This is a genomic window from Pseudomonas sp. H26/SER47-MNA-CIBAN-0231 (assembly GCF_040310465.1).
In the GTDB taxonomy this organism is placed as follows: domain Bacteria; phylum Pseudomonadota; class Gammaproteobacteria; order Pseudomonadales; family Pseudomonadaceae; genus Aquipseudomonas; species Aquipseudomonas atacamensis.
Window position 1 is genome coordinate 481,122 of sequence record NZ_JBEOPW010000001.1, and the last position, 23,513, is coordinate 504,634.

Here is a 23,513-nt window from a genome sequence, read left to right on the forward strand (position 1 = left end):
TAGCGACCGGATTTTGAAGCCGGATTGGATACTGTCATGGGGCGCTGAAATTTGTGGAACCTGGCCGGCAAGGCTGGCGGTGGCACATGTGACCATTTCGGTGCCTGATACTGCGCATTCGCGAGCAGGCTCGCTCCCACAGGGGGATTTGTGTTGGTTGCGGGAGAGAGGATCCAAAGATCGTCCGATCGCGGCCCGAGCCTTCGGCAGCTACTGGGGGCGGGTCAGTAGGGTCTCGAGTTTTGCGAGTGGTGGGGCATCCTGGTTGCGGCCAAATACTTGGATTCCAATCTTGAGCAGTCGCCCATTCTCTGCGCTAGCGATCACCTGTTCACAGCGCAACAACAATCTTCCTTGATCACATTCAACAGCCTTCACCCCATTCGGCAATCGACCTTCCAACCGTAGCTCAGCCATCCGGCTCTGCGCGGCAATCATCGCCACCGACCGATCCCTTAAAACCCCACTGCTCTGCGTCATCAACCCCGCCACACGCACGGCGGCGGACATGGCGACGGCGATGATCGCCAGTGCCACCAGCACTTCAATCAGGGTGAATCCTTCCTCTCGCGTTCGCGCGCGCATACATGGCCTAAAAGCAAAACCCAGCCCTCGACGCTAACCCCCGTCCTTGACGGCTTGACGACGGAAACACCCGAGGATTTTCAACATCCCTGACATATCTTCTTGCAACACTGCGCGTCGAATTCGGATCAAGCCAGGGAATGTCGAGATGGATATCGCACCTTTGAACACGCTCAGTCAGTCGCCGCGCATGCCGCGGAACCAGCAGGGTTTTACCTTGATCGAGATCATGGTGGTTGTGGTGATTCTGGGGATTCTGGCGGCGATGGTGGTGCCCAAGGTGCTCGACCGGCCGGATCAGGCGCGGGCGACGGCGGCGAAGCAGGATATTGGCGGGTTGATGCAGGCGTTGAAGTTGTATCGCCTCGATCACGGCACGTATCCGAGCATGAATCAGGGGCTGAAGGTGCTGGTCGAGCGGCCGGCGGATGCGAAGAACAGCAACTGGCGTTCGTATCTGGAGCGTTTGCCGAATGACCCGTGGGGCCGGCCTTATCAGTACCTCAACCCGGGCGCGAACGGTGAGGTTGATATCTTGTCCCTCGGCGCCGATGGTCAGCCTGACGGCGATGGCGTGAATGCCGATATCGGTTCCTGGCAGTTGTAAGGCCGGCCGTGAACACAGGTTCGCTCAACGGGGCGAAGCAACAGGGCATGGCGATTATCAGCGCGTTGTTGATTGCCGCCGTGGTGGCGGTGATTGCGGCGGGGATGTTGACGCGTCAGAGCGTGGCGACCCGGGCGCTGGAGGCCGATCAGCAGCGGGTGCAGGGGCGTTGGCTGGCGCAGGGTGGTCTGGAGATCAGCCGGCAGTTGCTCTGGGATGCGCGCCTGCGTGATCCGTTGACCCGGCGCGATCAGCCTTGGGCGCAGCCGTTGTTGGCGGCGGGTTTTGCCGGGCGGCTGGAGGATGAGCAGGGCAAGTTCAACCTGCGCAATCTGGTCGCCAATGAGCGCATCGATGAGGCGCAGGTGCAGGCGTTCGAGCGGTTGTGTGAGCTGGTCGGTGTGAGCGCCGTTGTCGGGCAGCGCATTCGTCAGCGCGTGATTGCCGGTTATCCGCATCTACTGAATGCGCAGATTGGTGCGACGGGCAAAGCCGGTTTCGACAGTGGCCGCGCGACTTCGCCCGATGCCGATCACAAACCGTCACCGCCGAAGGTGCCGATGCTGCGCACGCTGGATGATTTGCGCAGCGTCGAAGGCGTGACCGATGCGCTGATCGGCCAACTGGCGCCGTACGTGACGGTGATTCCGGCGACGACGTGGATCAACGGCAACACCGCCACGGCGCAGCTGCTGGCGGCGTATGTGCCGGGGCTTTCGCTGGAGCGGGCGACGGCGTTGATTACCGAGCGTGACGCCGGGCGCTGGTTTATCAATCGCGGCGATTTTGTGAACCGCTTGCGCATGCCGCAGCTGGAAATGAGCAGCGTCAAGGTCGGTATCACCAGTGACTGGTTTCGTTTGCGCGGTGAGGCGCGGCGGGATCAGCGCCGGGTCAGTCTCGACGCTTTGCTGCACCGCAGTGAGGATCGGCTGCCGCAGGTGATCTGGTCGCGGGTGGGCGCATGAGCCAGTTGCGCGTTGCGTTGCCGCCGCTGGCGGAGCTGGAGTTGCACAGCGAAGTGAGCTGCGCCTGGCTGGATCGTCAGGGGCAGGTCAGTCGTGAGGAACGGCTCACTTTGGGTCAGTTGGGGCAACGGCCGAAGCAACCACCGCTGCTGTGTTTTCTGCATCCGGCCGACAGCCTGCTCGCCAGCATTGATCTGCCGCCGCTGCCCGCGAACAAAACGGCGGCCGCTGTGCAGTGTGCGGCGCAGGCGTTGATGCTCGGCGACAGCAGCCAGATGCATATCGGCCACAGCCCTCGTGATGCGAGCGGGCAGGTGCAGATTGCCTGGGTCTCGCGGCTGCATTTGCAGGTTCTGGCTGCGGTGCTCAAGCAGGCGGGTTTGAGTTTGCGCGGTTTGTATCCGGCGCCGTATAGCCTGCCAGTGGCGCCCGGTGTTGTCGCTTGTGTGGCGGACGGGCATTTGCTCCGGCGCGAGAGTTTGAACAGTGCGCAGGTTGAGCCGATGCTCGGTGACGAAGTTGATGAGGCATCGTTCGCAGCGGACGCGACACAGCGCTGGATCGGCCCCTTGCCCGGTTGGGGTTTGCACGGCGGCCTGCAGCAAACCGGCGGCGAGCAACGTGGCTGGGGTCGCGCTGTCGGGTGTGTGGCTTTGGCCGTGGCAGTCTGGGTGATCGGGCTGAATATGTACGCCGCTCGCGAAGCTCGGCAGGGCCAGCAGCTCAAGGCGCAGATGAGTCAGCGGGTGAAGCAGGCGTTCCCGGAATTGCCGGTGATTCTCAACCCGCTGCAACAGGCGCGTCAGCAACTCGAGCAGCGGCAAAAAGGCGCTGTCGATGACCCGGCGCAGAACTTCAATCGACTGGTGTTGCAGGCCGGCACCGGCATGCCGTTCATGGCCGGCAGTGTCGAGCGCCTGACCTATCGCGACGGCGCCTTGCAACTGGCCTTGCTCAGCGATGCAAACCATGGCGGCAACGATAAGGACTGGCAAAGCACGTTGGCCCAGGCCGGCATCAGCGTCACTGCCGATGACGCAGGCTGGACGCTGCGCCCGAGCGATGAATCCAGCGCAAACACCAACGAAGACGACGACAGCGGAGCAGACGATGAGTAGGGCGACGCTGGCGATTTACCGTGCGCGTTGGCAGCGCTTGCGCAACCAGTTGCAGGCGCGTTGGCAGCCGTTGGCGCTGCGTGAAAAACGCATGGTCGTCGGCATGGCGCTGGTGCTTGTCGGTCTGCTGATCTGGCTGACGCTGGTCAAGCCGCCGCTGGCCAGGATCACTTTCTGGCAGAACGAAACGCCCAAGTTGCGCGCGCAAACCGAGGCGCTGGAAGTGCTGTTGCGCAGCGTCAATGTGCGGCCGCAGGGGCAAAGCGTTGACCAGTCGCTGGAGCAAAGTCTGCAAGTGGCGGGGCTGGCCGGGCATTACCAATTACAGGCAGCGGAGGGCGGCGCGTGGCAGCTGAATGTCGACGCCGCACCGGCCGATGCGCTACTCGACTGGCTGCTCAGCCAGCCGTCACAACTTTCTCTGCAGGTGGTCGAGGCGCAGTTGCAGCGCGCAAACGAAACCTCGACCGATGTCACCGCCGGCACTTTGTCAGGCACCGTTCGCATGGATCAGGCGCAGGGCGCTAAGGAAGCTTCATGAAGGAGTCACGCTGCAAACCGGCACGTCTGGCGCTGCCGTTGTTGCTGATGGCATTGAGCGCGTGCAACAGCACCACGGCGCCGCAGAATCAGCCGCCGCTGTTGGTCGACAGCGAACTCGGGCGGCCGCTGGCCAACACCCAGCGCAGCGGCGATGCGGTGGCCGATCGCGAACGGGCGCAGGCTCAGGCGCGACCGGTGCCGAAGCAGTTGCATAACATCAGCCAGCGTGGGCGCAGTGGTGGTGCTGCGCCGAGCAATGCGATCCCGCGCAATCCGTTGGGCGAGCAACCGGTGACGCTGAATTTCGTCGAGGCCGATATTCAGGCGGTGGTGCGGGCGCTGTCGCGGGCCACCGGGCAGCAGTTTCTCGTCGATCCACGGGTCAAGGGCAATCTGACCTTGGTCTCGGAAGGTCAGGTGCCGGCCCGCCAGGCTTACGACATGCTGCTCGCGGCGTTGCGCATGCAAGGCTTCAGCGTGGTCGATGTCGGCGGCGTGGCGCAGGTGGTTCCCGAGGCCGACGCGAAACTGCTCGGCGGGCCGATCTATAGCGCCGACAAACCGGCCGGCAACGGCATGCTCACGCGCACGTTTCGTCTGCAATACGAGAACGCGGTGAACCTGATCCCGGTGCTGCGCCCGATTGTCTCGCCGAACAATCCGATCAATGCCTACCCCGGCAACAACACCGTGGTCATCACCGATTACGCCGAGAACCTCACCCGCGTCGCGCAGTTGATCGAGAGCATCGACACGCCGAGCGCGATCGACACCGATGTGGTGCAGATCCAGAACGGCATCGCTGCCGATATCGCGCCGATGGTCGCCGACTTGCTCGACGCGCCGGGCAATGATCCGACGCAGAAAATCGCCGTGATCGGCGACCCGCGCTCGAACACCATCATCATCCGCGCCGGCAGCCCCGAGCGCACCGAGCTGGCGCGCAACCTGATCTACAAACTCGACAACGCGCAGAGCAATCCGAGCAATCTGCATGTGGTTTATCTGCGCAACGCTCAGGCGGCGAAACTGGCGCAAGCCTTGCGCGGTTTGCTCACCGGCGAGAGTGACAGCGGCAGCAGCGACGCGGCGCGGTCGGTGCTCAGCGCGATGGGCAGCGGCACCGGCGGCAATGCCGGGCAGAATGGCCAGAGCAGTACGCCGGGCACTGGCACGGCGACCTCGACTGGCAGCGGCGCAAGCGGCGGCAGTTATGCCCAGGGCAGTGGCAGTGGCGGCGGCAGCAGCAGTGGCGGTACGCAGAGCAGCGAACAGAATGTTGCGTTCAGCGCCGGCGGGGTGACGATTCAGGCCGATGCCACCACCAACACGCTGCTGATTTCTGCGCCGGAGCCGGTGTATCGCAACTTGCGTGAGGTTATCGATCTGCTGGATCAGCGCCGTGCGCAGGTGGTGATCGAGAGCCTGATTGTCGAGGTCGGCGAGGACGATGCCAGTGAATTCGGTGTGCAGTGGCAGACCGGCAATCTCGGCGGCAAAGGCGTGATCGGTGGCGCGAACCTGGGTGGCGCGGGGCTCAACACGGGGGCCAAGAACAGCATCGACGTTCTGCCGCAGGGTTTGAATCTTGGCTACGTCAACGGCACGGTCGACATCCCCGGCATCGGCAAGATTCTCGACCTGAAAGTGCTGGCGCGGGCGCTGAAGAGCAAGGGCGGCACCAATGTGCTGTCGACGCCGAACCTGCTGACCCTGGACAACGAAGCGGCGAGCATTTTTGTCGGCCAGACCATCCCGTTTGTCAGCGGCAGCTACGTCACCGGCGGCGGGGGCACCAGCAACAACCCGTTTCAGACCGTGACCCGCGAAGAGGTCGGCCTCAAGCTCAACGTACGCCCGCAGATTTCCGAGGGTGGCACGGTGAAGCTGGATATCTATCAGGAAGTCAGCAGCATCGATGAGCGCGCGTCCAACAGCGTGATCGCCGCCGGCATCGTCACCAACAAGCGCGCGATCGACACCAGCATTCTGCTCGACGATGGGCAGATCATGGTCCTCGGCGGCTTGCTCCAGGACGGCTACAGCCAGAGCAATGATGCGGTGCCGTGGCTGGGCAGCCTGCCGGGCATCGGCGCGCTGTTTCGCAACGAACGCCGGGCGATCACCAAGACCAATCTGATGGTGTTCCTGCGCCCGTACATCATCCGCGACAGCGAAGCGGGGCGCAGCATCACCCTCAACCGCTACGACTTCATGCGCCGCGCCCAGGGCGGCTTGCAGCCGGAACGCAGCTGGGCGATGCCCGACATGCAGGCGCCGCAGTTGCCAAGCGCCGCGCAAGGCGTGCCAGCGCCGGGGCCGACATCAGGCCCACGCGCCACGATCAAAGCCGTACCGATTGAACGGAGCACCCGGTTTTGACTGAGATGATGAGGGTGGCGAGGGGATTTATCCCCGCTCGGCTGCGCAGCAGTCGTAAACCGGGCACATGCGATTTTCCTGGAGAAACCGGTTCTCAAAGATTGGGTCTGCTTCGCAGCCCAACGGGGATAAATCCCCTCGCCACAGGGGACCGCATTGCTACAGGGGATCTCATTGCTACGGTACCCATTGAAGGGAGCACTCGGTTTTGACTGGAATGATGACGGTGGCGAGGGGATTTATCCCCGCTCGGCTGCGTAGCAGTCGTAAAACCGGTACACGGGATTTGCCTGGAGAAACCGGTTCTCAAGGTTTGGGTCTGCTTCGCAGCCCAACGGGGATAAATCCCCTCGCCACAAGGGGTCTCATTGCCACAAGGGATCTCATTGCGCCAGAGGATCGCATTGCCACAGGGGATCGCATTGCTATGGCGAATTGCGGGGAGGATGGACGATGAGTGCATTGCCTTACGCCTGGGCCAAGGCGCAGCGCATTCTTTTGCGCGATGGCGTGCTGACGGTGTGCCCATCGACGCCCGGCTGGTCGATCAGCGAAGTGCGTCGGCAGTTCGGTGCGACGCAGGTTGAGCGGGTGCGCGATGACGAGCTCGACGGTTTGCTCGCCAGCGCTTACGCCGATACCGGCAGTGCGGCGGCGGTGGTGGGTGCGGCGGAAAACGAGGTCGATCTCGATCGGCTGATGCAGGACATGCCGGAAATCACCGACCTGCTCGACACCCAGGATGGAGCGCCGGTGATTCGCATGATCAACGCCTTGCTCACGCAGGCCGCGCGCGATGAAGCCAGCGACATTCACATCGAGCCGTTCGAAACCCATTCGGTGGTGCGCTACCGCGTCGACGGCACCCTGCGCGATGTGGTATCGCCGCGCAAGGCGTTGCACGGTGCGCTGGTGTCGCGGATCAAGATCATGGCCCAGCTCGACATCGCCGAAAAACGCTTGCCGCAGGATGGCCGAATCGCTTTGCGCGTAGCGGGGCGGCCGATCGATATTCGTGTGTCGACGGTGCCCACTGGCCACGGCGAACGGGTGGTGATGCGCCTGCTCGACAAACAGGCCGGGCGCTTGCATCTGGAAACCTTGGGCATGGATGCGCAGGTATTGGCAAAGCTCGACCACCTGATCCGCCAGCCCCACGGCATCGTCCTGGTCACCGGGCCGACCGGCAGCGGCAAGACCACCAGCCTCTATGCGGCGCTGGCGCGGCTGGATGCGAGCACCAGCAACATCCTCACCGTGGAAGATCCGGTGGAATACGATTTGCCGGGGATCAGCCAGATTCAGGTCAACGCCAAGATCGACATGACCTTTGCCCTCGCGCTGCGGGCGATTCTGCGGCAGGACCCGGACATCATCATGATCGGTGAGATCCGCGATCTCGAGACCGCGCAAATCGCCGTGCAGGCCTCGCTCACCGGGCACTTGGTGCTGGCGACGCTGCACACCAACGACGCGGTGTCGGCGGTCAATCGCCTGATCGATATGGGCGTTGAGCCGTTCTTGCTCGCGTCATCCATGCTCGGCGTCCTCGCGCAACGTCTGGTGCGGCGCCTGTGCAATCAATGCAAACAGGAAGACCCGGCCACGCCCGGCACCTGGCGCCCGGTCGGTTGCGCGGCGTGCAATCACACCGGTTACAGCGGCCGCACCGGCATCCACGAATTGTTCTGCATCGACGACGATATCCGCACGCTGATCCACCAAGGGGCAGGGGAGCAGGCCTTGCGCGCGGCGGCGTCGAAAGCGGGGATGTTCAGCCTGCGTGAGGACGGTGAGCGCTGGATTCGCAGCGGTGCCACCGCGCCGGAAGAAATCCTTCGTGTGACACGGGACGCCTGATGAATCGCTATCGCTTTGAAGCGGCGGATGCCACCGGGAAAATCGAGTTCGGGCACCTTGAGGCCGACAGCCAGAGCGCAGCGTTCAGTGCCTTGCGCGGACGTGGCCTGACAGCGCTGTCGGTGCACGAGGAAAGCAACGTCGCCCGACACGGCGGCGGTTTGTTCAGCGCCAGACTCTCCGACAACGACCTCGCCTGGGCCACGCGGCAACTGGCGAGCCTGCTCGGTGCCAGTCTGCCATTGGAAGCCGCACTGAGCGCCACAGTCGAGCAGGCCGAGAAAAAGCACATCGCCCAGACCCTCAGCGCCGTGCGCGCCGATGTACGCAGCGGCATGCGTCTGGCGGAATCGCTGGCGTCGCGGCCACGGGATTTTCCCGAGATTTACCGCGCGCTGATTGCCGCTGGCGAAGAGTCCGGCGATCTGGCGCAGGTGATGGAACGGCTGGCCGATTACATCGAGGAACGCAACAACCTGCGCGGCAAGATTCTCACCGCGTTCATCTATCCGGGCGTGGTCGGGCTGGTGTCGATCGGCATTGTGATTTTCCTGCTCAGTTACGTGGTGCCGCAGGTGGTCAGCGCGTTCTCTCAAGCGCGGCAGGATTTGCCGGGGCTGACGCTGGCGATGCTCACCGCCAGTGATTTCATTCGCGCGTGGGGCTGGTTGTGTGCGGCGCTGATGGCCGGGGCGTTCTGGAGCTGGCGTCTTTATTTGCGCAATCCGGCGGCGCGGTTGAGCTGGCATCACCGGGTGCTGAAATTGCCGCTGTTCGGGCGTTTCATTCTCGGCCTGAACACCGCGCGCTTCGCCTCCACGCTGGCAATTCTCGGCGGTGCCGGCGTGCCGTTATTGCGTGCGCTGGAAGCGGCGCGGCAGACCTTGTCCAACGACCGCTTGAGCCTGAGCGTCAGCGAGGCCACGGCGAAAGTGCGCGAAGGCGTCAACCTCGCCGCCGCGTTGCGGGTGGAGAATGTCTTCCCGCCGGTGCTGATTCACCTGATCGCCAGCGGCGAGAAAACCGGCTCACTGCCACCGATGCTCGAGCGTGCGGCGCAGACGCTTTCCCGGGACATTGAACGACGGGCGATGGGCATGACCGCGTTGCTGGAGCCGCTGATGATTGTGGTGATGGGCGGGGTGGTGCTGGTGATTGTGATGGCGGTGTTGTTGCCGATTATTGAGATCAACCAGTTGGTGCAGTAGCCAAATTTGATGTTGGCCGGGCCGGCCTCTTCGCGAGCAGGCTCGCTCCCACAGGGGAACGCATTTCAACCGTGGGAGCGAGCCTGCTCGCGAAAGCGCCAGTCCCGACAACACAAAACTCAAATATTTTGCACCGGCCTGACCCTCACCCGAGTCCCGATCCCATCATCCTCGGGTTCTCCATTCTGTCATCTGCAACCACCCGCCAACGGCTCTAGCCCGATTCAGCCAAACCCCCGATCCAGACATGCCGCCACATCCCGCAAACACCCGAGAAATCCCCACAAAAATCCCCGCGCAGCTCCCGAGGTTTTTTCCTTTATCTGTCACCGGAAGCTGCGAATTTCTCCCTGCGGCTCCACTGCGGTGGACCCTCCCGGTGTCATGCAAGCCTTCCGAAACCTGTGTTCCAAACCAAGTTGAAAAGGAGATTCTTCATGTTCAAGCGCACTCTGATCGCCGCCTCACTGACCGTCGCCGCTCTGGCTTCCGCCCAGGCCATGGCCGTAACCGGTGGTGGCGCCTCGCTGCCTGCCGCGCTATACAAAGGTTCTGCCAACAGCATCCTGCCTGCCAACTTCAGCTACGCCGTGACCGGTAGCGGCATCGGCAAAAGCGCTTTCCTGACCAACAACGCCGCCCAGTTCAGCACCACCGGTACTGTGCATTTCGCCGCTAGCGACTCGATCCTCAGCGCTGCGGAACTGAGCACCTACACCACCAACTTCGGTGCTTCGTACGGCCCGCTGATCCAGCTGCCATCGGTGGCCACTTCGGTTGCCATTCCGTACAAAAAATCCGGTCAGACCGCGCTTAACCTGACCAGCGCTCAACTGTGCGATGCGCTGTCGGGCACCGCCACCACTTGGGGCGCTCTGCTGGGTAACGCCGACAGCACGCCGATCCGTGTGGTTTACCGCAGCGTGTCCAGTGGCACCACTGAAATCCTCAGTCGCCACCTGAACGCCGTTTGCCCAGGCAAATTCGCCGTCAACTCCACCTTCACCAACGCTCGTCTGCCGGCCGGTTCCGCGCTGCCATCGACTTGGGTCGGCGTAGCCAACACCGCAGATGTGGCCACTGCGGTGAACGCCGTGGACGGTTCGATCGGCTATGTGGGTCCGGACGGCGTGAACGCCACCAGCAACGCTGTGGTTGCCCGCGTCAATGGCGTCCAGCCAACCAACGCTAACGTGACGCTGGCGCTGAGCACTGCACCGGTGCCAAGCGCACCTGCCAACCCGGCTGGCTGGGCCCCGGTCGTGCCTAACCCGGCAAGCGGTTACCCGATTGTGGCTTACACCAACTTCATCTTCGGCCAGTGCTACAAAGATGCAGCCGTGGCCACCGCCGTGCGCAACTTCCTGACCACCCACTACAGCAACCCGGGCAACAACGTCGCCACCGTCGCCCACAGCTTCACGCCGGTTCCCAACAACTGGAAAACCGCTGTGACCGCCAACTTCATCACCAACACCTCGGGCAATAACCTGGACATCAACAACGCCAACGCCTGCAACGGCATTGGTCGTCCTTTGTAAGCCTTGTCTCAACTGCAATGAAACGGCAGCAGCCTTCGGGCTGCTGTTTTTTTTTGCCGATTTACTCCTTGATCATGAAGTTTGTGTGACATCCGTTCGGTCGTGAGGCTCGCCAACTGCCTATGTCGTAACAGCAGGGCTGATCCGACCTGCCACCCAAAAGGACCTGTAGTGATGCTTGCTCGCACCTCCCGTCACAGTAACCGTATCCGGCCGATCAAACGTGGCGCGGGCGATCCCGCACAGTGGCTGCTCAAGCCATTGGCGCAAGCCGTCGCCTTGTGTCTGGTGGCGGGCAGTGCCGAGGCGGCGACCGCGTTCAGTTCCACCTGGTTTGCCGCGAAGGGCGCGGCGCAGCAGGCTTCGGCGTCGCGTCCGGGTGGGAGCGGTCTGCCGGGGATGACCCCACCGCTGGCACAGCAGCAACGGGCCAGCCAGCAGTTGCAGCGCTCTTTGCAAACACTCAATAACACCGTGGCAGCGATTGCCGCTCAGCAGGCCGCACAAGCCGCTGGACGTGCCGCCGCATTGGGCAGTGTGCAAGTGGTTCCGGACGGATTGGGCGAGGGTGGCCTGAAGATCGATAACAGCTTGAGCCAGGGCTGGATGAACGCCAAAGGCCCGCAACAAACCCAGGCCGACGGCAAGACCACGGTGAAGATCGAGCAGACCGCCGACAAGGCGATTCTCAATTGGGAAACGTTCAACGTCGGCCGCAATACCACAGTGGAATTTGCCCAGCAGGCCAACTGGGCGGTGCTCAATCGCGTCAACGATCCGAGCGCACGGGCCAGCCAGATCCAGGGGCAGATCAAAGCGGACGGCACGGTGATGCTGATCAACCGCAACGGCATCGTCTTCAGCGGTGGCAGCCAGGTCAATGTGCGAAATCTGGTAGCGGCAGCCGCGAACATGACCGATGCACAATTTCGCGATCGGGGTCTGTATTTCGACAGCACCGGCAGTCAGCCAACCTTCACCGACGCTGCTGGCAAAGTCCTGGTGGAGCGTGGCGCAGCCATACAAACGCATCAACCTGCGCTCTCCACCGACGCCGGCGGCTATACCTTGCTGCTCGGCCAGGACGTGCAGAACGACGGCTCGATCAGTACGGCCAAAGGTCAGACGGTGCTGGGTGCGGGCGACCGTTTCTATATCCGCAAGGGCTCGGGCACCGACGGTAATGGTTATTCAACCACCTTCGGCAGTGAGGTCATTCCCGGTTTCAAGGCTGACAGCTCGGGCAAAGTCAGCAACACCGGCCTGATCCAGGCATCCACCGGCGACATCACCCTGACCGGCCGCGACGTTGGGCAAAACGGTGTGCTGCTGGCGAGCACTTCGGTGGCGACGCGCGGCACCGTGCATTTGCTCAATCCGGCCAGCGATGCCCAAGGCCGTGTGACCCTGGGCGAAAATGGTGTCAGTGCGATTCTGCTCGACAGCAGTGATCTCACCGCCCTGGACAGCCAGCGCGATGCGTCGCTGACCGGCGTCAATGCCAACAACCGGATCCGCAGCGATCAGTCACGCATCGACATCGGCAGCGGCGGCACCGTCGAATTCAAAAGCGGCTCGATCACCCTTGCCACCGGTGGGCAGGTGGCAGTTGCCGCCGGACAGCGCAGTCTATTGCGCGAGGGGGCGGTGATCGACGTGTCCGGCGCCCTCGGCGTCAAAGTGGCGATGGCAAACAACAACATCAAGATCAACGTCCAGGGCAACGAGCAGCGTGATGCGCCGGTCAATCGCGAGAACGGCGCGCTCAACAGTAACGACATCTGGGTCGATGTCCGTGAGCTGGTATTCGTGCCGGCGGGCACCAACGGTTACGCCACCGACCGCTGGTACACCGCCGGTGGGTTGTTGGAGGTCGGCGGATACCTCGGCACTCAGGGCCATGGCGTTGGTGAATGGATGGCGCAGGGCGGTGAGGTGCGGTTTTCCGGAAAGGACGTGATCAGCGAAAAAGGTTCGCTGATCAATGTGTCCGGCGGCACGCTTGATGTGCAGGGCGGCGAGATTCGCCAGAGCTGGCTGCGCGGTGCGGACGGGCGGTTATACGAAGTGTCGCGTGCGCCGGGCGATATTCTCTACAACGGTCTTTACAAAGGTTACGAAAGTCACAGCGAGCGCTGGGGCCAGACGGATTATTTCTATAGCCCGCTGATCGCGCCGACGCGTCGTCAGGAAGCGGGTTACACCGTTGGCCGGGATGCCGGCCAGTTGGTGATCGCCACGGGCAACGCCGTGCTGGAAGGCCAGCTGTTGGGTGAGGTGTTTCAGGGCGAACGGCAAATCCAGGCACCGCGGGCAAGTCTGGACGGCTATGCCCAGACCCAGACCGCCCGGGCGCGGCGAGGGCAGTTGGTGGTTGGCAGTTACGATGCTGCTTATGTCGCTGCCAGTGCCGGCCTGCTCTATCAACTCGACCCGTTGCTCGATCAGGTGCAAGTGGGGGGCGCGCATGCCAGCGTAGCGAACGCAGGGCTGACCGACGCGGTCGCGGCAGAACGCGCAGGCAAACTGTTCCTCGATGCCGGGCTGCTCAATGGTTTCGCGCTGGGCGCGCTGAAGATTTCGGCGAAAAACACGATTGGAGTCAATGAAGGCGTGACGGTGGATCACGGTGGCAACATCACCCTGTTCAGCCCTGACGTGCAGGTCAATGCCGATCTGATTGCGCAAGGCGGCAGCCTGCAATTGGGCAACGTTTTGAACCAGCTCGCCACCGATCGGCGTGATGACACCAGTCTCCAGGTTTCAGCAGGCAAGCAAGCGCGAGTGACGGTTGCGCAGGGTGTGCAGCTGCAGACACGCGGTCTGTGGAGCAACCTGTCGAGTAACCCGGACGACGCGGGCGGCCTGGCGTACCTCAATGGCGGGACGGTGTCGATCCGCAGTACCGGCGACATTCTGCTGGCCAGTGGCAGTCTGGTCGATGTTTCGTCGGGCGGCGCGGTATTGGCCAACGGCAAGACGCGTGGCGGCAAGGGTGGCGACGTGACGCTTGAATCCAGCGCCAACAGTGCGCCGGGCCTGTCGCGCATGGTGCTCGGTGGCGAGGTGCAGGGCTATGGCGTGAACGGCGGCGGCACCTTGACCGTGCAGGCCAGCAAGGTGCGGATCGGCGCTTCCGGCGAAGTGGCCGAAGAACAGACCTTGCGCCTGACGCCGGAGCTGTTCCGCACAGGGTTCAGCGCCTACAACATCATCGGTCTGAAGGGGCTGGAGGTCGCTGCGCAAAGCGCGATCGATGTGCAGATGCCGGTCTATCGATTTGGCGAATCCGCCTCGACCATTGTGTCCGGTATGTCGCCGCGCGCTGCGCTGGAGCTATGGACGCCCGCGCTATTCCAGGAAGACCCGCTCAAGGGCGTCTTGACGCAAAGGGCCGGCGCTTCTGTCGCATTGCAGGCCGGCGCGACGCTTGTTGGCTTGATTGATCCCGCCAGCAGTCCGTTGTCGATTGGCGAAGGCTCACGGATCAGTGTCGATCCCGGCCAGCGCATCGGTTTGCGCGGGGCAGGCCAGATCACGCTTGATGGTGAACTCAACGCCTGGGGCGGTATTGTCGATATCCGTCAACAGCAGTTCGGCGCGATTGATGTGGCGACGTCCTTGCAAGAGGCCGATCCGACCCCGCACAACCGTTCGATCTGGATCGGTGAACATGCCTTGATCGATGTCGCCGGTCGGGCAGCGACCGCTGTCGATGCGCTGGGCCGCGTCTACGGCCAGGTTGGCAAGGGTGGCTCGATCATTGTCGGTGGCGAGATTGATGTGAAGAAAATCACGGCGACCGCTGCCGATGCTTACGTCATCATCCGCCAAGGTGCGCGACTGGAAGCGTCCGGTGCGCAAGCCGTGCTCGATAGCGGTGGGCAAGGCCCCGCTCGTGTGGCCACCGATGGCGGACGGATCACCCTGAGTTCCTACAATGGTCTGTTCATCGAGGGCAGTCTGCAGGCCAGTGCTGGCGGTGCAGGTGCGGCAGGCGGGCGTCTGGAGATCGCTCTGGATACACCGGCGTACGGTCCCGCGAACTTGAGCAATGCGGTGCGCGTGCCACGTGAAATGATCATTGCCCAAGGGCCCGCGCCGGCACTGCCGCAGCCGCTGCGAGCGGGCGAGGCTTCGCCACTTTTACGCTACGGGCGTACACGCTTGAGTGCCGATCAGCTGATGAGCGGTGGCTTCGACAGCGTGAGTCTGCTGAGCAACGGTCTGATGACGTTCGACGGCGATGTCGACCTGCACATGGGACAGGGCCTGAGTCTGTTCGCCGGTTCTCTTTCATTGGCCGAGTCGGCGAGTGACAGCGCCCGGGTCAACCTCAGCGCACCTTACCTGCGCCTGTCAGGGCTTGGCACCTATTTGAGCTCGGAAGTCAAAGTGCGTCCGCGGGTGATGAGCAATCCGACAGCGCAGTTGTCCGGCGCGCAATTCACCGCCAGCGCGAACCTGCTGGACGTGGGCAACTCGCTTTCATTCGGCACCGAAGGGACTCTTGTGCAATCGGCCGCACCGGCGCTGGCGGTCAGCCGCCGTGGCTTTGGTCTGGTCACGCTCGACAGCCAGGGCGACTTGCGCTTCCTCGCGCCAACCGATGAACAGCAGCGCAGCCGTCTGTGGACTGCGGGTGACATGCACATGCGGGCTGCGCAGATCTACCCGGCCAGTGGCGTCTCGGCTGAGGTGCGAGTGGGCTATCAGAGTATGGCCGGATCGGTGCCGGAGCATACGTTGCGTATCGGCAATCACGGGGCGGCGCCGACCGCTTTGCCTTACTCGGTGTTAGGCAGCCTGACACTCAGTGCGGGACAGATCGAGCAGGGCGGCGTCATTCGTGCGCCTTTGGGGCTGATATCCCTGGGTGATGACGTCATTGTCAAAACCCGTGAACTTCACCTTCTGCCGGGCAGCGTGACTTCAGTCAGCGCCGCCGGACTGGTCATGCCCTATGGAGGAACCACCGACGGTATCGACTATCGGTACAACGGTAAGTCGGTGATGTTGAATGGCATTGCCGGAGCGACCTCCGGGGTCATCCTTGATGCGCAATACACCAATGTGCAGGCCGGGGCGGTGATCGACCTTTCGGGCGGCGGCGATTTGCGCGGTGCCGGTTTTGTCTCCGGGCGAGGTGGCTCCACCGATGCGCGTTTCAATCCGCTGGTACGCAATGCCACCGATGGCACCTTCAGTTTGCCGGGGCTGGCCAATAACCCCGTGTATGCAATCGTGGCCGGTGACCAGAGCCGCTATGCGCCGATGCTGGCCGAGGCCGGCGCGGTCGACCCGCGTATCGGCCAGCAGATCACCCTCGGGACCGGCGTTGCCGGACTGGCACCCGGCACCTACACCTTGTTGCCATCGACCTTTGCCTTGTTACCGGGCGCCTTCCGGGTCGAAATCAATGGTCAAGCGATTGCGGGACCGATGGACAGTGCGTTGAAATTGCGCAATGGCTCGTGGACCACGGCCGGACAGCTGTCGATTGCCAACACCGGTATTCGCGACAGTTTGCCCAGCCAGGTCATCGTGACGTCTGCCGATGTGCTGCGGCGCTATTCAAAGTACAACGAAACCGGGTTCAGCCAATTTGTGCTCAACGATGCTGCCCGCCGCGGTCTGCCGCGCGCCCGCACGCCGCTGGACGGCAACACGCTGCACCTGCGCATGGTCAGTGGCGGCGAGCACGACTCAGCCCTGGATTTCAACGGGCAGGTGCTGTTCAAACCTGCCAGCGGCGGGGTCATTGGTACGGCGGTCGTTCAGGGCGGTTATACCGGTGCAGAGTTTGAAATTCTCGGTGCCGGGAATACGCGAACGCCAGGGTTCGACGGTGTATCGCTGTACGCCGACACCCTCAACCGCTTGAATGCCGGACGTTTGACCATCGGCGGCACCCCAACCGTGTATTACGGTTCGGAGGGCGGCTCGATCAAGGTGATCGGCAATACCTCGGCGATTCGTCTGCGCGAGGGCGCGATCCTCTCGGCGCCAGAGGTCGTGCTGAGCAGTAACAGCGCCAATGGCGGCATCACCATCGATGCGGGAGCGGGCGTCAATACCTTGGGGCGAGGTAACGTCCCGTATGATGCCGCAGCCGGTTTCGTCTACGAACCGGGGCGCTCCAGCCTGCTGGTGGTGTCCAATGGCTGGACGCCGGTGCTTGCGCCCACCGAAGGCGGGGGCGGGAGCATTCGTATCGGCAACTGTCCGACGGCCGATTGCACCGCTGCGGCGTTGCTGTACTCCAACGGCAGCATCATCGCCGCCACTGACAAAGACTTCGAACTGGGCGAAAGCGTGCGCTTTGGCACTCGTCAACTCGGGCTTTCGGTCGGTGTGGTCAATGCCGGTAGTCCGCAAGCACTGGCCGCAGCCAGCGGCCGCACACCCGCGGGCCTGACGCTTAACCAGAACGTGCTGGATCGCCTGTTGCGGGGCGACACGCAATCTGGCGCCCCCGCCCTGGAAACCCTGAGTCTGGTGGCCCGCGATGCGTTCAACTTTTTCGGCAGCGTGACCCTCGACACCATTGATCCGCAGACCGGCCAGAGCCGTTTGCAGAATCTGGTGTTGGGTAGCCCGGCCATCTACGGCTCGGGCGCTGCCACCGATGTCGCGACGATCCGCACCCGCAATCTGATCTGGAACGGGGCGACTCAGGCCCCGGGTACGGTGGTCAACGACGGCGCCGGCAACGGGCACGGCACGCTGGATATTCAGGCGCAGCGGATCGAATTGGGTTACGGCCCGAACCCGCAGCCCAATGGCCTTGATCGCAATAACCGACTGGCCCTGGGGTTTGCCAACGTCAACTTCAACGCCAGCGAGCGCATCACCGCCAACCACAAGGGCAGTCTGGCGGTGTACGAATCCCAAGGAGCTTATGACGCGGTCAAGGGGTTCAGCTACAGCGGCGGCAATCTCAATCTGCGCACGCCATTGCTGACCGGCGAGGCCGCCTCGGTCAGTGAACTCAAGGCGGGCAACAACCTGACTCTGAGTGGTAGCGCCACAACGGCTGCCGCGGATGCCCTCGGTGCGCAACTGAGCCTGACGGCACGCAGTGTTGTGCTCGACAGTCGCATCGTCCTCGCCAGCGGCAAGCTGCTGGTCAATGCCGAGGATGATCTGCTGCTTGGCAGCGGCGCGCAGGTGGACATGGCGGGCCGGGTTCTGCCGTTCAATGATGTGCAGAAATACAGCTGGGGCGGGGACGTGTCGTTGCAGAGCAACAACGGCAATATTCGTCAGTCGGCGGGCTCGCGAATCGATCTGTCCGCCGTCAACAATCAGGCCGGGCAATTGAACGTTGTGGCCCTGGCCACTGACGCTGGACAGGTTGATCTGCAAGGGCAGATTGTCGGCAGCAGCGGTGGCTATTACGACGCGGGCGGTACGTGGGTGCCGTACAAGGCCGGTGGCGTGGACATTCGCGCCCAGCGCCTGGCGGGTGATTTGAGCCAGGCCTTTGCCAGCCTTAACCTGCGCTTGAATGCCGGCGGGGTAGTAGGCAGTCGAAGCTTCCAGTTCAAGCAGGGCGATCTGCGTATCGGTAACGAACTCAAAGCGGGCGAAGTCAATGTCTCGGTGGACAACGGCAACCTGACCGTGGACGGGGTGATCGATGCCAGTGGTGAACGGGTCGGCAGCATTCGCCTTGCCGGCAAAAACGGTTTGAACCTGACGGGCAACGCGCTGCTCGATGCCCATGGCCGCGTACTGCGCGTCGACAGCTACGGCAAAATCATCGACGCACCGAACCGCGCCATGGTTGAACTCAATTCAGGTGACGGCGTGCTGACGCTGGCCGCTGGTGCACGGATTGATCTGCGTCACGGCACCGATGCAGTGCCTGGAAACCAGGCGGGACAACGCGATGACGTGTCGCGTGGGACGCTGGAGCTGAATGCACCGCGCCTGGGCGGCGGTGACATTGCGGTGGATGCCAGCGGTACGTTGAGTATCCAAGGTGCCCGCTCCATCGGGCTGAATGCCGTGCGAAGTTACAGTGATGCTGCCGATGGCACCGATCCGGCGGCCAGCGGTCGCCCGTATCAAGTAATCGATCAAGCCTACCTGGATCGCATTCACTCAGACAGCAGTGGCTTTATCGATGCGGCGCTGGGTAACAGTGATCTGCTTCAACGCAAACTGGCCGGCCTCAACAATGCGACCTATGCCGATGCGTTTCATCTGCGCCCGGGGGTGGAAATCGTCAGCAAAACCGCTGACGGCGATCTGGTGGTGCAGGGCGATCTCGACTTGTCCGGCTACCGTTACGCCAGCCTCAACCCGCACACTCGCCGGACCTCGGTGTATGGCAGCGGAGAAGCGGGCAGCCTGTTGATCCGTGCCGGTGGCAACCTCGATATCTACGGCAGCATCAACGACGGTTTCGCACCGCCGCCGGAAACCGTGGACGACGCTGGCTGGAAACTGTTGCCGGGGATACAGCCTTTCGGCGGTGACCTGATCGTACCGGGCAGTGGTGTCAGCCTTGCCGAAGGGACGCTCTTTCCGGTTGGCGCCACCTTGAATTACGACCTGCCGATTCAAGCCGCCACACTGGCTGCGGGCACGGTGTTGCCGGTTCAGAGCACTTTGGCCGCACCTTACGTGTTACAGGGTGGAACGGTGCTGGCCGGCGATGTGCATGACGCGGCGGGTAACCTGATGTATGCCGCCGGTACGTTGCTCGACAACGCTGTGACCCTGCCGACCGGCAGTCGTTTGGGTGCAGGTATTCGCTTGAACAACGCCACCGCACTGCAGGCCCTGCTCTGGCCCAAAGGCGTGCCGCTGCCGGGTGCGGTTGATGCCGACAATAAAACGGTGGGTGTTGTGTTGAACGGAACGTTGGCGCTGTTGCGGGGTTCGCTGATCCCCTCCATGACCAACGTGAAGCTCGCCGATGGCACGGTATTGCTCGACCTGCGTCCTGCCAATGGCAACCAGCAAGGTCGAAACTGGGCGATCGCCAGCATGCTGCCGGCGGGCAGTGCGTCGTGGTCAATGCGCATGGTGGCAGGGGCCGATCTGACCGCGGCCGACAGCCGTAGCGTGAAACCTCAGGCCAGCGTTGGCAACTTGCAGATGGCCGACACTCACTATGGTGTGAGCATGATTGAGGTGGCCGGCAAACTGGTCTGGGCGGTGGATAACGAGTATGGCTTTACACCGTACGAACCGGTTCCCGAGGAATACCTTGTGCTCTGTGATATCGCTCCCGGTTCTTGCGCGCCCATGGCGCGCAGTGTGTGGGCGCCTGGCAACTGGATGGGCATGCCGGATTACACACCGATGAACGATGACGAATTGTTCTGGTGCTCCATCGACCCGGCACTGTGCATTGAAAACAATCCGAGCAAGAGCGCCCGGGCCCACACGCAGATGTTCAGCGTTTTGCGTACTGGCACCGGCGACCTGGACTTGATGGCGGCCGGTAACCTCAGCATGGCTTCACCTTTCGGCGTCTACACCGCCGGCACCCAATCGGCAGACGTCGATGCGCGTTATAACCAGCCCCGCGGAAGGCTGTCGGCTGATGGCTCGGTATTGGGCAGCGCTGGCAGCGATTACGAAAAATGGGTCGATGGCGGCACTGCCAGCCTCTATCAGGCCTGGTATCCGCAGATGGGCGGTAACCTGACGATCAATGCCGGTGGGTCTGTGTCGGGTGACGTGCTTGGCCGTCGCTCGGTCGCCACGGGCGACGGTACGCGGGAGCAGGTGCCGAGTGTGGCGGTGGGCAATTGGCTCTGGCGCCAGGGCACCGGCAACAACGATGTACCGACTGCCTGGTGGATCAATTTCGGCAGCTACGCTGCGCAGCCATTGCCAGCGCTGGGCGAGGAAACCAGACCTTATCTGGTGGGCTTTACCGGGTTCGGTACGCTGGGCGGCGGCAACATCAGTCTGAGCGCCGGCGGGGATGCTGGCATGCTCAAGACCATGGGCGACGACAGGTATGCGTCGTACCCTCGCAGTCAGGGGTTGATCGTGGCTGTCGGCAGTACGGGCCGCGTGGGCAGTGACGGGAAGCTGCAACTGACCGGTGGCGGAGACCTGGATATTCGTCTGGGCGGTGTCCTTAATCCGTCTCTGCAGGCACGTGCCGGCCTGGCGGGTACCGGCACGCCGACGCACGACTTGCAGGGCGCGCTCATCAACCTGCGCGGTGCGGCGCAACTGACGGGCGCCGCGTTGGGCGGTATCAATCTGCAGTACGGCGCCTCGGCGCTGTTTCATGACCCACGGGAAACGCGCGCCTTCGACCCGTTCAACTCGACGGCCAGTAATGCCAGTGGTGGGCTGGTGCTGATTCCCGGTGACTCCGGCATGCGCCTCAACACCCGCGGCGATCTGGTGTTGGGTGGCGCCGCCGATCCGGGCCGCGTGAGGTTGCAGAACTCCACACCGTTTACCACGGCGGATGGCATTTACCATGCCGGTGGCGGTTTGAGTGGTTTCTCGCTGTGGACCGATCACACGGCCATCGATTTGTTCTCGGCCGGCGGCAACCTGACGCCCAGCACCCAGTTGATGGAAACCACCGGGCAGGACCCCGTCGCCGGGCTTAACGGGTCACCGACCGATGACCGCTTCGTCTTTCCTTCGATATTGCGTGCCGTGGCCGGCCAGGGCTCGATTTATGCGGGACCATCAGCGGCCTACGGCATAGGCAACCCGGCGCCGGCTCTGGCCTGGTCATTGCTGTTGGCACCTTCCAGCGCGGGGCAGCTTGAACTGATCGCTGGGGATTCGATCTATGCCGGCGGCTACGCCATCAACCAGTCAGGGTCCAGCCCAGCGGCGCTCGCCACACCGTTTGCACCCGCGTTCAATGGCTACGGCAACAACCAGTCCGCTCGGCCGATCACGACCAACGCCGGCAGCGATGGTGTGCTGGCGCAAACCAATTCGCGCTATCCACTGTTTGCCTTTGGTCCCGATAGCTACTCGGGGTTGAGCAGTGTTCAGGGGCCGGCGCGCTTCTATGCACTGACCGGTGACCTGGTAGGAATTCGCACGGGCGAAACGCTGGCGTTCGCGACCACGAAGCGCACCTGGTATGAATCGGCAGGCCCGGTGTGGATGGTGGCGGGGCGTGACATCGTGGCGTCCGGTACCAATTTGGGGCAACCCACGTTTGCGCCCGTTGGGGGCATGGGTCGCAATAACGAACAGATCGCGTCTACCGGCAATCTGTTCGTGCATAACGATGCGCGCGACATTTCGCGGATTTCGGCCGGGCGAGACATTCTTTACAGCAGCTTCGACATTGCCGGCCCGGGTGTTCTGGACGTCAATGCCGGGCGCAATATCCTGATGGAAGATCGCGCCAGCATCACCAGCCTCGGTCCTGTCGTGGCAGGCGATCAGCGCCCCGGTGCGAGCATCGTGATGCAAGCGGGTGCGGGCGCGCAGGGGCCGGATTACTCACGGTTCATTGCGCGTTATCTGAACCCGCAAAACGTCGCGGATTCAGCGGTGGCCCTGAGCGCGCAACCGGGCAAAGTGGTCAAGACCTACGTCGAAGAACTGCAGAGCTGGCTGAGCCTGGGTTATGGCTTCAAGGGTGGCGACGAACAGGCGCAAGCGTTCTTCGCCGCACTGCCGAGTACCGAGCAGGCGATCTTCGCCCGCCAGGTGTACTTCACCGAACTGCGTGCCGGCGGCCTGGAATACACCGATGCCGACGGCCCGCGCACTGGCAGTTACCTGCGCGGTCGCAACGCCATTGCGGCACTGTTCCCGACCACTGATGTCGCCGGCAATCTGATTCGCTACGACGGCGATATCACGATGTACGGCGGCGCCGGGGTCAAGACGCTGTTTGGCGGCGATATCCAGATGCTCACACCGGGCGGTGGTCAGGTGTTCGGCATCGAAGGCGCGGCGCCGCCGTCGACGGCGGGGATCATCACTCAGGGTTCGGGCGATATTCAGTTGTACTCGCAAGGCAGCATTCTGCTAGGCCAGAGCCGGATCATGACTACGTTCGGCGGCTCGATTCTCGGCTGGTCCGCCGAGGGCGATATAAACGCCGGTCGCGGCTCGAAAACCACCGTGGTCTACACGCCGCCGAAACGTGTCTACGACACTTGGGGCAACGTCACGCTGTCGCCGTCGGTGCCGAGTACCGGGGCCGGTATCGCCACGCTCAATCCGATCGCCGAAGTGGCACCGGGCAACATCGACCTGATTGCGCCACTGGGCACCATCGATGCCGGCGAGGCGGGGATTCGCGTGTCAGGCAACGTCAACATCGCCGCGCTGACGGTGGTCAACGCCGCGAACATTTCGGTGCAGGGCAAAGCGACCGGCGTGCCGGTGGTGTCGGCGGTGAATACCGGCGCAATCACCTCGGCCAGTTCGGCGGCGTCCTCCGCTACGCAAGCGGCGGAAGACGTCGCCCGGCAGCAACAGGCAGCGGCGCGGCAGAACCAGGCCTCGGTGTTCACTGTGCAGGTGCTCAGTTTCGGCAACGAGCAACTGGCACCAACGCGCGATGGTGCCAGTCGCACGCCGGCGACCGGTTACAACCCGGACAGCCCGGTGCAGGTTCTTGGCGCCGGGGCGCTGGATGAACAGGCGAAGCAGCAGCTGACCGAGGAGGAGCGCGGGCAGCTGACGTTGTAAAGGACTCTCGTGCAGTACGTTTGGGCGGGCGGTTGGCCGCC

The 23,513-nt window shown here is 63.1% G+C and carries 10 protein-coding genes; 9 read left to right on the forward strand and 1 reads right to left on the reverse strand.

What is annotated here, in order from left to right; genetic code table 11:
- Nucleotides 1–210: 210 nt before the first annotated feature.
- Nucleotides 211–585: a type II secretion system minor pseudopilin GspI gene (gspI, locus tag AAEZ10_RS02160; RefSeq protein ID WP_350567357.1), complete on the reverse strand. Its 375-nt coding sequence runs from the start codon at nt 583–585 to the stop codon at nt 211–213.
- 148 nt (nt 586–733) lie between these two features.
- Between gspI and gspG the strand changes: the two genes are divergently transcribed.
- The 9 genes from gspG to AAEZ10_RS02205 all read left to right on the forward strand — a co-directional run bounded on the left by gspG (nt 734) and on the right by AAEZ10_RS02205 (nt 23,472).
- Nucleotides 734–1,192: a type II secretion system major pseudopilin GspG gene (gene gspG / locus AAEZ10_RS02165; protein ID WP_502947663.1), complete on the forward strand. Its 459-nt coding sequence runs from the start codon at nt 734–736 to the stop codon at nt 1,190–1,192.
- Between the two features lie 47 nt (nt 1,193–1,239).
- Nucleotides 1,240–2,160 carry a type II secretion system minor pseudopilin GspK gene (gene gspK, locus AAEZ10_RS02170; protein WP_350567360.1) on the forward strand — a complete coding sequence of 307 codons (921 nt, stop codon included), beginning with the start codon at nt 1,240–1,242 and terminating at the stop codon, nt 2,158–2,160.
- Entirely contained in the window at nt 2,157–3,278 is a 1,122-nt protein-coding gene (gene gspL, locus AAEZ10_RS02175) for a type II secretion system protein GspL (protein ID WP_282384726.1), read from the forward strand. The genes gspK and gspL overlap by 4 nt, the downstream gene beginning before the upstream one ends.
- Nucleotides 3,271–3,819, forward strand: a complete 549-nt coding sequence (gene gspM / locus AAEZ10_RS02180) for a type II secretion system protein GspM (protein ID WP_350567364.1) — start codon at nt 3,271–3,273, stop codon at nt 3,817–3,819. The genes gspL and gspM overlap by 8 nt, the downstream gene beginning before the upstream one ends.
- Nucleotides 3,816–6,203 carry a type II secretion system secretin GspD gene (gspD, locus tag AAEZ10_RS02185; RefSeq protein ID WP_350567367.1) on the forward strand — a complete coding sequence of 796 codons (2,388 nt, stop codon included), beginning with the start codon at nt 3,816–3,818 and terminating at the stop codon, nt 6,201–6,203. Before gspM ends, gspD begins: the two co-directional genes overlap by 4 nt.
- Before the next feature lie 453 nt (nt 6,204–6,656).
- The gene (gspE, locus tag AAEZ10_RS02190) at nt 6,657–8,063 is read left to right on the forward strand and encodes a type II secretion system ATPase GspE (protein ID WP_122698142.1); all 1,407 of its coding nucleotides are present in this window, start codon (nt 6,657–6,659) and stop codon (nt 8,061–8,063) included.
- Nucleotides 8,063–9,271 (forward strand): type II secretion system inner membrane protein GspF, encoded by a 1,209-nt coding sequence (gene gspF, locus AAEZ10_RS02195; protein WP_122506769.1) that lies wholly within the window; start codon nt 8,063–8,065, stop codon nt 9,269–9,271. Before gspE ends, gspF begins: the two co-directional genes overlap by 1 nt.
- Nucleotides 9,272–9,708: 437 nt before the next feature.
- Nucleotides 9,709–10,812, forward strand: coding sequence for a substrate-binding domain-containing protein (locus tag AAEZ10_RS02200; RefSeq protein WP_076562612.1), 1,104 nt, complete (start codon nt 9,709–9,711; stop codon nt 10,810–10,812).
- 174 nt (nt 10,813–10,986) lie between these two features.
- Complete coding sequence (locus AAEZ10_RS02205) at nt 10,987–23,472, forward strand: filamentous hemagglutinin family protein (RefSeq protein WP_350567372.1); 12,486 nt, start codon at nt 10,987–10,989, stop codon at nt 23,470–23,472.
- Nucleotides 23,473–23,513 lie beyond the last annotated feature (41 nt).

What these genes read in the sequence shown, in the direction of transcription:
- gspI (WP_350567357.1), bottom strand. Translation starts at nt 585, where the DNA reads ATGCGCGCGCGAACGCGAGAGGAAGGATTCACCCTGATTGAAGTGCTG.
- gspG (WP_502947663.1), top strand. Translation starts at nt 734, where the DNA reads ATGGATATCGCACCTTTGAACACGCTCAGTCAGTCGCCGCGCATGCCG.
- gspK (WP_350567360.1), top strand. Translation starts at nt 1,240, where the DNA reads ATGGCGATTATCAGCGCGTTGTTGATTGCCGCCGTGGTGGCGGTGATT.
- gspL (WP_282384726.1), top strand. Translation starts at nt 2,157, where the DNA reads ATGAGCCAGTTGCGCGTTGCGTTGCCGCCGCTGGCGGAGCTGGAGTTG.
- gspM (WP_350567364.1), top strand. Translation starts at nt 3,271, where the DNA reads ATGAGTAGGGCGACGCTGGCGATTTACCGTGCGCGTTGGCAGCGCTTG.
- gspD (WP_350567367.1), top strand. Translation starts at nt 3,816, where the DNA reads ATGAAGGAGTCACGCTGCAAACCGGCACGTCTGGCGCTGCCGTTGTTG.
- gspE (WP_122698142.1), top strand. Translation starts at nt 6,657, where the DNA reads ATGAGTGCATTGCCTTACGCCTGGGCCAAGGCGCAGCGCATTCTTTTG.
- gspF (WP_122506769.1), top strand. Translation starts at nt 8,063, where the DNA reads ATGAATCGCTATCGCTTTGAAGCGGCGGATGCCACCGGGAAAATCGAG.
- AAEZ10_RS02200 (WP_076562612.1), top strand. Translation starts at nt 9,709, where the DNA reads ATGTTCAAGCGCACTCTGATCGCCGCCTCACTGACCGTCGCCGCTCTG.
- AAEZ10_RS02205 (WP_350567372.1), top strand. Translation starts at nt 10,987, where the DNA reads ATGCTTGCTCGCACCTCCCGTCACAGTAACCGTATCCGGCCGATCAAA.